General features: G+C 47.5%; 12 protein-coding genes. 1 reads left to right on the plus strand and 11 read right to left on the minus strand.

All coding sequences use genetic code 11. The features are described 5' to 3' along the window. Positions 1 to 1,136 (minus strand): threonine synthase (gene thrC / locus RT269_RS02725; RefSeq protein ID WP_313180460.1); only part of this gene is annotated, 1,136 nt, incomplete at its 3' end. Positions 1,137 to 1,348: 212 nt separating this feature from the next. Here thrC and RT269_RS02730 point away from each other — a divergent pair. After that, on the plus strand, positions 1,349 to 2,149 hold the full coding sequence (locus RT269_RS02730; RefSeq protein WP_313180461.1) for a DNA/RNA nuclease SfsA: 801 nt from the start codon (positions 1,349 to 1,351) through the stop codon (positions 2,147 to 2,149). 201 nt (positions 2,150 to 2,350) lie between these two features. On the opposite strand, the gene RT269_RS02735 is transcribed toward RT269_RS02730, so the two are convergent. From RT269_RS02735 to ppk1, 10 genes are all read right to left on the minus strand, one after another. Then, entirely contained in the window at positions 2,351 to 3,262 is a 912-nt protein-coding gene (locus RT269_RS02735) for a TPM domain-containing protein (RefSeq protein ID WP_313180462.1), read from the minus strand. Further along, a complete protein-coding gene (locus RT269_RS02740; protein ID WP_313180463.1) occupies positions 3,259 to 4,329 on the minus strand; it encodes a TFIIB-type zinc ribbon-containing protein in 1,071 nt (356 codons plus the stop codon). Before RT269_RS02740 ends, RT269_RS02735 begins: the two co-directional genes overlap by 4 nt. Beyond that, positions 4,326 to 5,540, minus strand: coding sequence for an SPFH domain-containing protein (locus RT269_RS02745; protein ID WP_313180464.1), 1,215 nt, complete (start codon positions 5,538 to 5,540; stop codon positions 4,326 to 4,328). Before RT269_RS02745 ends, RT269_RS02740 begins: the two co-directional genes overlap by 4 nt. A gap of 87 nt (positions 5,541 to 5,627) precedes the next feature. Beyond that, entirely contained in the window at positions 5,628 to 6,455 is an 828-nt protein-coding gene (locus RT269_RS02750) for a deoxyribonuclease IV (RefSeq protein WP_313180465.1), read from the minus strand. 12 nt (positions 6,456 to 6,467) lie between these two features. Further along, entirely contained in the window at positions 6,468 to 7,382 is a 915-nt protein-coding gene (locus RT269_RS02755) for an ABC transporter permease (RefSeq protein WP_313180466.1), read from the minus strand. Next, a complete protein-coding gene (locus tag RT269_RS02760) occupies positions 7,360 to 8,322 on the minus strand; it encodes an ABC transporter ATP-binding protein (RefSeq protein WP_313180561.1) in 963 nt (320 codons plus the stop codon). Before RT269_RS02760 ends, RT269_RS02755 begins: the two co-directional genes overlap by 23 nt. Further along, positions 8,322 to 10,811 (minus strand): hypothetical protein, encoded by a 2,490-nt coding sequence (locus RT269_RS02765; RefSeq protein WP_313180467.1) that lies wholly within the window; start codon positions 10,809 to 10,811, stop codon positions 8,322 to 8,324. Before RT269_RS02765 ends, RT269_RS02760 begins: the two co-directional genes overlap by 1 nt. A 6-nt stretch (positions 10,812 to 10,817) precedes the next feature. Next, complete coding sequence (locus tag RT269_RS02770; RefSeq protein ID WP_313180468.1) at positions 10,818 to 11,954, minus strand: sensor histidine kinase; 1,137 nt, start codon at positions 11,952 to 11,954, stop codon at positions 10,818 to 10,820. Continuing rightward, positions 11,944 to 12,651, minus strand: coding sequence for a response regulator transcription factor (locus RT269_RS02775; RefSeq protein ID WP_313180469.1), 708 nt, complete (start codon positions 12,649 to 12,651; stop codon positions 11,944 to 11,946). The genes RT269_RS02770 and RT269_RS02775 overlap by 11 nt, the downstream gene beginning before the upstream one ends. Positions 12,652 to 12,924: 273 nt before the next feature. Further along, on the minus strand, positions 12,925 to 14,034 hold a 1,110-nt coding region (gene ppk1, locus RT269_RS02780; protein ID WP_313180470.1), incomplete at its 5' end, for a polyphosphate kinase 1.

Here is a 14,034-nt window from a genome sequence, read left to right on the forward strand (position 1 = left end):
TCCTCTTCTCCTGCAAAGCCTCCCATAAAATCTTCCATGAAGTGCTTCATACCTGCGGTTACTGAATAACTGCCTTTATCGCCCAGTTCCTTCATAAGAGCCGCATTGGCCTCTGCATCACATCCGGCACTTAAATAAATCAGGCGCTCTAAGTTGCTGGATATTAAAATGTCCATGGACGGAGAGCTGGTGAGAATAAAGTCCCGGTTTCTGTCATAGGTCCCGGTCCGGAAGAAATCATAAAGAACCTTATTTTCATTGGAGGCACAGATAAGGGTCTTAATGGGAACACCCATCTGCTTTGCCAAATAGGCAGCCAGAATGTTTCCAAAGTTTCCCGTAGGCACGGTAACATTGACTTCTTCTCCGTCAGAAATCTCTTCACAGGCAAGGAGCTTTGAATAGGCATAGACATAATATACCACCTGGGGAACCAGCCTGCCGATGTTAATAGAGTTTGCGGAAGACAGCTGAAAGCCCTTTTCATCAAGCCTGCGGGCAAACTCCTTATCTCCGAATATCTTTTTGACCCCTGTCTGAGCGTCGTCAAAGTTTCCATGAATGGCGGCCACATGGGTGTTTTCCCCTTTCTGGGTTACCATCTGAAGCTCCTGGACCCGGCTTACGCCATCCTTTGGATAGAATACGATGATTTCCGTTCCTTCCACATCGGCAAAACCGGCCATCGCAGCCTTTCCTGTGTCGCCGGAGGTAGCGGTAAGGATCACGATTTTATTTTCTACCTGATTCTTTTTTGCCGCAACGGTCATCAGATGGGGAAGAATGGAAAGAGCCATATCCTTAAATGCAATGGTGCTTCCATGGTATAATTCCAGATAATAGGCTCCGTCAGCCTTGGCAAGAGGAGCGATCTCCTCTGTATCGAATTTGCTGTCATAAGCCTGATCAATACAGCTCTTTAACTCCTCCGGACTATAATCCGTAAGGTACAGCTTCATGACCTCATAGGCTGTTTCCTGGTATGTCAGCGCCGACAACTCTTTCATGGATTTGTCAAGCTTTGGGATAAAACACGGCATAAACAGGCCGCCGTCTGCCGCCAGACCCTTTAAGATCGCCTGGGAAGCCGTCACACCGGCCTCGCCGCCCCTGGTACTTTGATAGGATATTTCCATGGTATTTTATTCCTTTCCTGCTCTCTCATAATGTCAATGGATCAAAAACCTTGCCAGCATTGTAGCACACTTTCTTTAGCGGCGCAAGAAAAAAGGGCAAAAAAGTTTTCACCCAACGGACGAATGTATCCACTCCAGGGACACAAGGGTTCCATTTTTATTCTCTATATGGTAAGATACAACCATGGATACAGAAAGGAGAGACAGCTTCAATGAGATACGAACACATGCTGACAGGGATCTTTGTAAGCCGGCCCAACCGTTTTATTGCCCACGTCCTGATTTCAAAAGAGGGGTATGGGGAAGTGGAAGTGATCTGTCACGTTAAAAATACAGGGCGCTGCCGGGAGTTACTCATCCCCGGTGTTAAGGTGCTGGTGCAGTTTCATCCGGAGGCTGCGGCTCTTGGAAGAAAAACAGAATACTCTTTGATCGGCGTATGGAAAGAACGGGAAAAGGCCGGGCCGCTCCTCATCAATATGGATTCCCAGGCCCCCAATCAGGCGGCGTACGAATGGCTGCAATCCATCCGGAAAAATTCTCCCCTGCCTTTTCATCAGACGGAGGATACACCTTCCCTTTTCAGCCCGGTCATAAAGGACATCAGACGGGAAGTCACCTACGACCAGTCACGGTTCGATCTGGCTTTTCAGGCGGTACTTCCGGGAAAACGGGAAACCCATGGAGAGGAAGTCCCTGCATTCATGGAGGTTAAGGGAGTCACCCTGGAAGAAAACGGCCTTGCCATGTTTCCTGACGCGCCTACGGTGCGGGGAGTAAAGCACATGGAGGAGCTTATTAATGCCCACAGGGAAGGGTATGAGGCTTATATCCTGTTTGTCATCCAGATGAAAGAGATGGAGGCATTCACGCCAAATAAAAAAACGCATCCGGAATTTGCGGAAGCGTTAAAAAGGGCGAAGGAGGCCGGCGTCCATATTTTAGCATATGACTGTGTCGTTACGGAGGATTCCCTCTCCCTGGACATGCCTATCCCGGTCTATCTGGAGTGATAATCGGGTAGCTTTCAAAGGGAAGAGCAAACAGCGCAAAGCGAGTCTGTAACAATCGTCTGCACAATGGAATAATGGCCATCACATAAAAAACCTGCTGAGAAAAGTCTTTGCTTTACCCGGCAGGTTTTTATTTATTATTTTAAACGAGACCAATCAATCGGTTATTCACAATCCGCTTTGCTGCTTGATGAGGTTAACTTAAAATTTCCGCCCTCCGCCTCCCATGGTGCGTCCGGAGGAGGTATGGGTAGTGCTCCTGCCGCCGGAGGAAAAACCGCCTCCGCCCCGGCCTGTATTCCCATGATTCCGCGGAATGATCATATAGGTCACGGTTTTGTTCACCAGATGGTCGAACTGGTCCGAATACCGGAACTGACAGTTTGCACGATAGGCCATCAGTGAGTTCTTAGCCCAGCCTCTCTCCTTTTTCATGGAATACCGGCTGGTCACTCCCCCACAGGCTGAGGCCGCTGCAATAAGCCCGATAAGGGCCGCCAGGGCTGCCTCATACCACCGGATGCTTCGGTAAACACTTATTTTTCCTGTCTCTTTATCATAATTATACTGTCCTCCGGGAATTCCGGCCTTGTAATATTTGGTCACGCCGTCCAGAAAGCTCCCGGCACAGGCTCCGTAATTCTGATTGCTTATCTCGTCATAAGCAGAATCCAGAATGGAATTCCAGCGCTCATCCGTTAAAAAGCGGTTCATCTTTCCTACCGGAAGGATGTAAAGCTCCCGATTATCCATGTCGATCAGGAACAATACCCCGCTGTAATCCTTTCCAACTCCATAAGCTCCTCTTATGTAGAAATCCTCCGCATATTCTCCGGCCGACTTTCCACCTGCCTGGTCTGTGGTTGTAATCACCACATCCATATTCATTTCTTTTCTCATCGCCTGGATCTGAGTTTCAAATGTTTCTATTTCTTCCTGGGAAAATAGTCCTGCTTCATCATATACACGATTTTCCCTTAAAGCGCCTTCCGGGCTTTGGCTTTCGGCAAAAGCTTTCATGCCACCGGAGAGAACGATCAGAAACAGAAGAACCATGAATAATAAAACGGTTACCCGGTTCATCCGAAGGAACAGTCCCTTTGTTTTCATCATATCAGATACCCCACAATCAGCATAGCAAGAAATACGGGCAGGAATATTTCCATAAACAGAAGCATCAGTTTGTTCCGGTCCACAGGAAGCTTGCCGCATACCTTACCGGTCTGCCCATTCACTGTAAAATAATACATCTGGTCCTTTGCCCCGTCGTGGTAAGTAAGCGTCCACACAGGCAAAAGTGCATACTCCCATCGTTCGTCCTCCAGGCGGATGGATTGATTCTGAACTCTCACAGAATCATAGGCGGTAATGCTGTTCTTTAAAGACTGCTCGGCAAACAGGCGCACCTCTGACTTTACATCCTCAGAGAATTCCTGCTCTCCCATGTCCCGCCGTTCTGCCACAAAGCCGGAAAGATACCCCATGGAAAAGGGCTTCATCTTCTCCGTTTCAAATGGCAGCACGCCCTCCACCAGCTCCCTATTGGACTTTTTGAGGGCATTACGGGGCACGAATTTTACGGGCATAGAGCCTTCCCTTCGGACATCATAGGTCTGAGTTTCCGTATAGCGGCGGTCACCGCTTACCCAGACCCGCAGACGGTCCGCTTTTGCATTTAAGCTTCCCTCCGCCCGGCAGCTGTAAAGCATGTAAGGAAAATATACACCGGAAATCTTCTCGATCTGGTCTTCACTGTAAAAAGCTTTTGGAACAAACCGCTTCTTTTTCATCCATTGCTCAAAGATTTCCACGGCCCGCTTCTTTTCCATTGCAAATGGAACCACATAATCCGGATGGAATTCCCCGGACAGCCTGCCCGATAAGATCACCGGGTTATGGCAATAGTAGCAGAAGGTCGCTGCAGTGGTCTCATCCGTCACGATCTCGGCACCGCAGCTTGGGCAGGTATAAAGGACAGGCTCTCCGCCCTGTTTCTTTGCTTTGGGAGCCTCAGGCTCCCTGCTTTTCTTTTCTGCCTTAGGCTCCTTGGGCTCCCCGCTCTCTGTTTCTTTCTGGTTGAATTCTGATAAGCAGTATTCACAAGCATACTTCTGCTTTTTCGGATCAAAGATAAGCGGCCCGCCGCAATTTGGACATTTATAGCTTATGATCTCACTCATGGTCTTGGTTTTCCACACTCCGAACAAAATCTGCCATTGTTTACAGTTTTACATTCACAGGTCCATGTTCCTGCCGGCTTTGGATTTCCGCATTCCGGACAGAATTTTCCTGTATTCACACTTCCGCAGCCGCAGGTCCATGAGCTTTCCGAAGGACTTTCGGCCTTACCCGCTCCGCTTGCCGGGGTCGGTTCCATGGAATTTTCCTGCTGGGCCCGGTTCATCTGCATCTGCTGATAATTGGCATTTGAAGCCGCTCCCATAAAGCCGCCGCCAGTGTTCATTCCCGTGTTCATACCCATAAATCCTGCCATGGAACCATTGGCATTGCTTCCAGCCGCTTCAAGACCTCTGGCCACTGCTCCCTGCACATAGCCCTCCCTGACCCCGGGATCGCTCAGCATGGCGCCCTGGTTGCGCATCTGGATCAGCTTCTTTGATTCCTCATCATAGGAAATACTGGCGATTCCCACAGACTGGATCTCAATTCCCCTCTGGTCCTTCCACTGGTCATCAAGGACACCCGCCATATACTGTCCCAGTTCTCTTCCTTTTGAAGCTACATAGGAGATCCGGATGCCATCGGCTGACATCTGGTTGATGGATGACTGAAGAGCCTCTAAAAATTCAGATAAATACTGGGCGTTGATGTCATCCACCTCGACCCGGGAAGCATTTTTCGGTATGGCTTCCCCATAGAACAACAGAGGGTCTGTCACCTTGATGGAATACGTTCCGTGGGCCCGCAAAAACAATTCCGCATTATAAAACTGGTCGAAATAGTTGATGGGATTTGGAGTACCGAACTTAATCCCTTTAATCTCCTGTAAATTGATGAAATACACCCTCTGGGAAGTGGGTGTCTGGCCGCCGAAACGAATCCGGTCAAAGGATTCCTTTATGGCCTCATCAAACTGACCGTTAAAAAGTGACGGAAGGGAAGAATTTTTCACGGTAAAATAGCCTGGTTCTCCAGTGTAATCAATCACCTTTCCGCCATCGACCAAAATCATAAACTGATTGGGGTAAACATGAATGACGGAACCATCAGATACCGTATATTCCGTGCTCTTTGTATTGGATCCCTTCCGGATCTTTACGCCGCTGGTGAATACGGTCTGATCTCCCATATTGCCTGCTTCTATCACTTCAAGCCACTGGTCTGCCAGTGAACCTCCGACTGCGGTAGTAAGTGCCTTAACAATTCCCATGTCATTTCCTCCTTAACGGTTTTTATTCGATGAGTGAACTCATCTTCACTCTCTTTCGCTCATTATACTACACCATTAATCGGTTGGCTATACCGTTCCTCTCATCATGGAAATTTCTTTTGCGTACCCGGAAAGGTCATTGGGCGTTTCCAGATAAAAAGGAAGGCCCTTTAAAGCCGGGTGAACCGTCATCCGCTTCAGAGCCTCAAAACCGATAAAGCCTTCTCCGATTTTAGCATGACGGTCCTTGTGCGCCCCGAGAGGGTTCTGACTGTCATTTAGATGGATCGCCTTTAATTTATCCAGACCGATAACCTGGTCAAACCGGTTTAAGACTCCGTCCAGATCACCGGCAATATCATAGCCTGCATCCCATACGTGGCACGTATCCAGGCAGATGCCCATATGATCCTTTAGCTCTACCCGGTCCAGGATCTCCCGTAACTCTTCAAATTCCCGTCCTACCTCGCTGCCCTTGCCGGACATGGTCTCTAAAAGGACGGTGGTATGAAGTTCCGGTGTCAGAACCTGGTTCAGCATATCTGAAATATAACGGATCCCGTCTTCTGTCCCCTGTCCCACATGGCTTCCCGGGTGGAAATTATAGCAGTTTCCGGGAGTGTATTCCATCCGGTCTAAATCATCCTTCATGGTATCCCTGGCAAGGGTGCGAAGCCCTTCATCCGCGGAGCAGGCATTTAAAGTGTAGGGCGCATGGGCCAGGATCCGGGTTATTCCATGTTCCCTGGCAAAGGCCAGGAAACGGTTTACATCATCAGGGTTCATGGCCTTGGCCTTTGTTCCCCTGGGATTTCTTGTAAAGAACTGAAAGGTATTGGCATCAATCTTTACAGCTTCCTTCCCCATAGCAAAATAGCCTTTTGAGGAAGACAGATGACATCCGATCGTAAGCATAAAAACCTCCTGTCATTTTATTTTTCTTATCTTTTTTCCTTTAGATGGACTGATGGCCTTTACGGCGATGAACATGAATATGGCAGCCAGGGCCAGCTGGATAAAAATGCTTAAGACCACCCAGTTTTCCATGATAAAGTTATCCGGATGGGGGCCGAACCAGCTGTTTAAACTCCTCACCACCTGATTATCCCCTGTCTGACCATTGATCATTGCATAGAAGGTCGCCACCGGGTTTAGCAAAAGCAGATACAAGCATGCGCCGGAACTGGTCTGGTCAGCCATACCTCCCACGGACATGACATAGGTGCTGCTTATGTTCATCCGGGCCATGGAAAGGGCAAAGACATTGACCGCATAGGTGCCTGCGCCAATGAGGACCAGCACTCCATAGCTTACTACCGTGGCGATGGTCGACCGCTTGAACAGGGTGGAAAAACAGATTCCCATGCTTCCGCAGAGAAGGGCCACTGCCAGGTAGCAAAAAAGCAAGAGCACTACGTCATAAATCATCACTCCCCCATATACAAAGGATACGGCCAGAAGGGGAAAACTGGACATGATCATGAGGAACATGGTGCTAAAGGATGAGGTAAACTTTCCCCATATGATCTCCCATGGCTTCAAGGTTGTGGTAAGAAGAAGGTCAAGGGTTTGGCGTTCCCTCTCTCCGCTGATGCTTCCTGCGGTCAGCGCCGGCATGATGAACATCAGCATTACAAATTCCACTGCAGCCACAAATATGTACAAATTGGTAAATGAAGAATACTGGATCTCCGCAGTCAGCTTTACCCGTTCCACTACGGAATACATATTAAGCAAAACTACCAAAGCCAGAATCGTATTAAAAAGCGCCAGGATCAGCGCAAGACGGAAACTTCTGGAGCTGACCGTTGTCTCCCGCTTATAAACCGGATTCAATTTCATGTACAAGCACCGCCTTTTCTTTATCGTGATCCGTGATCTGCATAAACAGGGATTCTAAACTTCCCTGCTCCCTGTAGAATCCATGTACCAGCACCTCGGCATCCACAAGCTGCTGTAAAAGAAGGGCCTCATCCTGGTTATCTCCAATGAAATTCACCCGGATGTCCTCGTCTTTCACCGCTATGGTCTGGACACAGGGCTGGCTTTTTAAGATGGTCAGCGCCTTATCCTTATTTCCAAGAACAGAGATGATCAGAGGGTTGGTAGCATTGACCCTGTGCAGAATCTCCTCCATGCTGCCGCTTAAGATCATTTTCCCCTGGTCAATGACCCCAATGTCCGTACACAGCTCGGAAAGCTCGGAAAGTACATGGGAACTGATGAATATGGTCTTTCCCTGTTCCTTTAATTCCTTTAGGATCTCTCTAAATTCAAACCTGGTTCTTGGGTCCAGCCCTGAGGTCGGTTCATCAAGGACCAGCAAAAGGGGATCGTGGATCAGAGCCCTTGCCAGGCAGAGCCTCTGCTTCATTCCTCTCGATAAGCTGTCCACGTAAAAATTCACCTTATCATCCAGCCCAACCTGCTCCAAAAGGGTCATATACCGGGTCCTGCCTTTAAGCCCGTCGATTCCATAGCAGGAAGCAAAAAATTCCATGTATTCGTTGACTTTTAAATTGTCATATACGCCGAAAAAATCCGGTACATAGCCGATTTTCATTTTTAATTTATCTAAACCCCCGGACACATCCACGCCATCGATCATCACCTGGCCGCCGTCGGCAAAAAGAAGCCCTGTCATGATCTTGATGGTGGTGGTCTTTCCTGCTCCGTTAGGTCCTACGAAGCCATAAAGAGATCCCTGGGGGATACGAAGATCCAAGCCGTTTAAGGCATGGAATTTTCCAAATTTTTTCCGCAAATCTTTAATCTCTAACATCATTTATCCCTTCCTGCCACAGTCAGCATCGGCAGAGTCACATACCAGTTATTCTCAGATGTATTGTCACATACATATTTTACAGTCAGCGTATTGCCGGGAGACAGATAAGGGGTCAGCTCCCAGGCTTTATAAACCGATTTATTAGGGTCCATGGCATCGTAATTTCCTGTGTCGTGATTATAGAAATAAATATTTCCTTTAAAGATGGTGGTATAGTAAAAGCTTTCGCTGTTTAAAAACTCGTCAGAAGGGTTTTCAAAGGTCAGCGTTCCCACCTCCAGATCATTTCCAAGAAAATACTCCAGAGCAACCGGGTCTACGCCGTAAATGGCGTTGGAATCCGCATAATACTGCCCGCTTACCACCGTAGGCGTTTTCATAAGGGCAGACCGGGAGGTCTCTCCATTCTTTTTTGTCTTTACATTAATGGTAGATGTAAACATGGACATGCCGTAAGTTTCATAATTCCCTCCGGCAAGGAACTGGCTGGCTGACTGGTCCTTGCTGAAAGCCACGATCCTGGCTTCCGGATTATAGAAGGAGGAATATTTATCCAGGTAAAAGCTTAAAATGTTGGTTCTTGATAAAGCCAGCATGTATGCCGGATCCTCAATGTCCGCTTTGGGATATTGATAGCTTCCCGTTACCCGGGCAGATACCAGAAAGGAATTGTTAATGGGATAATTGATGAGAGGAAGCCCGCTTAAATTCATGGTCTCTCCTGGCTTTAACTCTTCAATGACCACCATTTTCCCGTACATCAGGATTCCCACCTTTTCCACCTGGAAAGGATACTCATTGGTCACAGTGCCGTATACGTTTCCCTCAAACAGGGTGATGTCCCCGATAAGGCCCTTATGCTCTGTATTGGAGGTCCGTTTCCTTAAGGAATAATACTTGGGGGTAAAAGCGGCTGCGTTCTGAACCGAAACTCTGGTGTCCGTTTCCCCATAAGATATATTCACCTTATAGTCCTCATTTCCCATAAATCTGGGAACCGGCTTCATCTCATAGGAACTGCTTCTGGTGATGGGAAGCAGATCGTATGACGGATCCAGGGCAATGGTATATGCCTTATTATAAGGCGTCCTCATGTTGATATACGTATATTCGTCTACATAGTTCTCCGTGGTATCCAGAATGGTCGCATAGGTAAAAAAGGTATCCTTAAACCTGGTTCCTATTCCCATTAAATATACGATTGCCGCAAAGCTTAAGGAAACCGCCGCAACCGCGGTCCGGTAATACCTTCTCCGCTCCTGCTTTTTCAAAAACAGATACAGCCCCGGGCCCACCAGTACAATATATCCAAGGATCACTGCGGCATAAATCACCAGGTTCGGCAGCTTATCTAAATTTCCGGTATTTAACATATTCTGCACGGACCAGAACTGGCCGGAATTTCCGCTGTAAAGGTAGGAGGACAAATCATTTAACTTGGCTTCGCCCAAAAGCGCCGTAAAAAGCTTATCTACATAGGAACGCTGGACCTGGCAGAAGGAAGCGATATCCACAAAATCATAGGCCGCCACGCCTACCTTTCCTTTTCCCTTTGATACAGAAGTAAGGACCGGGAATTCATCATTGGAAAGCACTCCGGTTCCACCTTTTAAGGAAACGTCTGCACAAACCAGATTCATGAAGGAATCTCCAGGACCATTGGAGGAATATTCCACTCCCATGTCCACGGATTTTTCCGATGGAGGGGCATAATCATCCTCCAGGATATCAGACCGGAAGGCATAAAGGGTATCATCCACCCGGCTGCCGGTTCCCAGAAGAAGGGTCCCTCCCCCTTTCACCCATTCCCAGATTGCAGATACCTGGTCTGTGGACAGCCTTTTGGTATCGTAGTCCGTAATGACCAGCACATCCAAAAGGTCCAGACCGATGACATTATCCGGCATCTTTTCTATATCCATCTCAAAAGTCTTGATCCTGACAGAGCTGTAATTCACTCCCACCCCATCCATATAGGACAGAGTATCCGGCTCATCGGATAAAACCCCCACAAACAGTTCTGCAATATCTGCCGTCACATTCATTTTTAAGCGTTTGCGGATCAGCTCTTTTCCCTGGGAGTCCAGAAGCTTCACATAAAGAACATCTGCCCTTCCCACCGGAATATCTAAGGATTCCTCCGAGGCTTCAAAGGCCTTTAAGGAAACCGGGTACTCGTATTGGTAAATGTCATAATCCGATTCCATGGCAATCGCCTGGACCGTTCCCTGAAATTCGGAATCCAGCTGGTTTTTTAATGAAAAATTTACCGGTACGTAACGTCCGCTTTTTGCATTTCCCTCATATCCATAGGATACATCCATGGAAACCCCGGAATTAGTAGCCGCATAATTTCCGTCTGCAAAGGAATTCCCTGCATCCATTCCGACCGGTGTTTCATTTGCCATACCGAAAGCAGGCAGCGTTACGCTGCCTGCTATGGTGACAACCATGGCACAAATCAGGGATATCTTTCTGAATTTCATTCTTTGTCACCCTATCTTTCCAAAGTTCTCTTTATTAATATCAAAATCCACCTGCAGCTTAATCGTAAATACCGTTCCGGACAAATCACTGGTCACATGAATGGTTCCGCCGTGCATATCCACAATATTCTTTGCGATGGCAAGCCCCAGCCCCGTTCCTCCCGTATTGGTAGAACGGGACTGTTCCACGCGGTAAAACTTATTGAAGATAAGAGGCAGTTCTTCCTCCGGAATCACGTAACCGTAATTGATCACCTGAATGGTAACCATTTCTTCGCTGCCATGGACCTTTACCAGGATGCGCTTTCCATCCGCTCCGTATTTGATGGCATTGTTGATCAGATTGTCAAACAGACGGGCCAGAAGGTTGCCATCCGCCGAGATCATCTGGGCAGGAACATTGCTTTGAAGCTCATAAGATAGGTTCTTATCCACAAAACTGGGATAAAATTCTTCCAAAAGCTGACTTAAGAGCTTCACCACGTCCACCTTGGCTACGTGCATGGAGATCTTCCCATAGTTCAGCTTTGTAAATCCGAATAAGTCCTCAATCAGCTTTTCCAGCCGCTTTGTCTTTACGTATGCGATCCCTATGTACTTTTTCTGGACTTCCGGATCAAGCTTTGTTTCTCCGGACAAAAGCTCCAGATACCCAATGATGGAAGTTAAGGGAGTTCTTAAGTCATGAGCTATATTGGTAATAAGCTCGTTCTTGGTACGCTCCGCTTCCCGTTCCTTATCCATGAGGCCTCTTAAATCTTCCACCATCTTATTTAAACTGGCAGCCATGACAGAGAATTCATCATCCCCTTCAATGTCAACCGTAATATTTAAATCTCCCCCGGAAATGCTCTGCATGGCATCAGAAATCCGGCCGATATAACGCATGGACTTTTCCTGGAGAAGTAAAAAGGTGACCGTGAATATTCCGATCCCGAAAATCACATAAATCAGGATCACTACCACATCAAAGGATGTAAGCATCTCAACAAATGCATTGTCCTTTTGCGTGTTTCTCATGTAGGAGGCTACCAAGGATACATTGGTTACCAGAAATATCTCGATCAGGACCGTGACCACTGCACTGTAAAAAATATTGGCAATGACCCGGGTATGAAAACGGCGGTTTAAATCACTTTTCAATTTTGTATCCTACCCCCCAAACAGTGGTGATGATCTTGTTCTGTCTGGTATCCTCTTTCATCTTTCCCCGCAGCCGTCTGATATGTACCATAACTGTGTTGTTTGCCTCATAAACCTTTTCATTCCACACCTTTTCAAATATCTCATCGGTGCTGAACACTCTTCCGGGGTTGGAGGCCAGTAAGTAAAGGATGTCAAACTCAATGGGGGTGAGCTTAATCTCTTCCCCATAAACAGTCACCTTATGGTTATCCTTGTTAATGGTCAGTCCTCTTATTGCGATTTCATTCTTAGCAGCTTCATTTACCGCACTGTTGGGGTTTAGCTGGGTATAACGGCGAAGCTGGGATTTTACCCGTGCCGTCAGCTCCAGTGGGTTAAAGGGCTTTGTCACGTAGTCATCTGCTCCGGTTCCAAGTCCCAGTATTTTATCCAGATCCGTGGACTTGGCACTGAGCATGATGATAGGAATGTTATTGGTCTCTCGAATTTTCTTGCACATCTGCAGGCCATCCATACCAGGCATCATGATGTCTAAAAGTACCAGATGGATCTGATTTTTTTCCAGAATTCCCAGTCCTTCTTCCGCATTATCCGCTTTATATACTTTATATCCATCACTGACCAGGTAGATCTCCACCAGGTCTGCAATCTCTTTCTCATCATCCACAACTAATATGCTTATTGTCTCGGACATGAAAATACCTCCCTTGTCGTATGTATGTATATATAAGGTTCAGCAGTGCATTCATAATTTGGCTGATGCCAAATTATTCATGACGGGCGTTCCGCCCTATAGAAACATTTGCACAATTTGTGCTTAATGAGCAAGCTCCCACGCACAAATTGCGCGAATGTTTCTGCACCGCCTAGACTCTTATCCATTTTACCACAAGAAAGGTATCTTTGCCTTACTATTTTCTTACAAAAAAGCTATAATTCGGTAACTATGGGGCGCTCTTCCATTGGCTTATCCCTGACTTTCCGTAGGAATAAACACCCGGCTGCCTACCGGATCTGACTTGCCAAGCTCCGCTCTAACATTCTGGACAGCCTCTTCACAGAACAGCTCCTGGCTGTTGACCAGGGCTTTGCCTCTTTTATCAGGTTTCTCATAAGTTCCGTCGGCTTTTAAGATATGAGCCTTGACATTATCCTGAAACTGCACCTTAAGGAGATGGATGATATGCTCCTGCAGCATTTCATCTTCTACGGGGAACATGATCTCCACCCTTCGGTCTAAGTTTCTGGGCATCCAGTCGGCGCTTCCCATATAAAGCTCCGGACTGTTGTCATTTTCAAAATAAAAGATCCGGGCATGCTCCAGGAAATTTCCAACAATGGAATGGACCGTAATCGTTTCACTTAGGCCCGGAACTCCCGCCTTTAAGCTGCATATCCCTCGGACGATCAATTGGATCTTCACTCCCGCACAGGATGCCTCATAAAGGGCCGCTATGATTTCCTTATCGCAAAGGGAGTTCATCTTGGCCATGATATGAGCCGTTTTCCCGTTTTCCGCATTTCTCGTCTCCCTGCGGATCAGCCTTAAGAATCTGGCCCGCAGCCAGATGGGAGCCATCACCAGCTTATTCCAGTGAAGCGGCTCGGAATAGCCTGACAGCATGTTGAATACGGCGGTGGCATCTTCCCCGATCTGAGGGTTACAGGTCATGAGACCAAGATCCGTATAAAGCTTTGCCGTGGAATCGTTGTAGTTTCCGGTACCTAAATGTACATATCGGCGGATGCCATCCTCTTCTCTGCGCACCACCAGAGTGATCTTGCTGTGAGTCTTTAAACCCACCAGCCCATAGATGACATGACAGCCGGATTTTTCCAGTTTTTTCGCCCAGTTGATATTATTTTCCTCATCAAAGCGGGCCTTTAGCTCCACCAGCACCGATACCTGCTTGCCATTGTCGGCAGCCTCTGCCAAAGCGGCAATGATGGGGGAATTTCCGCTGACCCTGTAAAGGGTCTGCTTGATCGCAAGAACCTCCGGGTCACTGGCTGCTGTTTTTACAAAATTTACCACAGGGTCAAAGGTCTCATAAGGATGATGAAGCAAAATGTCGCC

This window comes from Lacrimispora sp. (assembly GCF_032078915.1).
Classification (GTDB): domain Bacteria; phylum Bacillota; class Clostridia; order Lachnospirales; family Lachnospiraceae; genus Lacrimispora.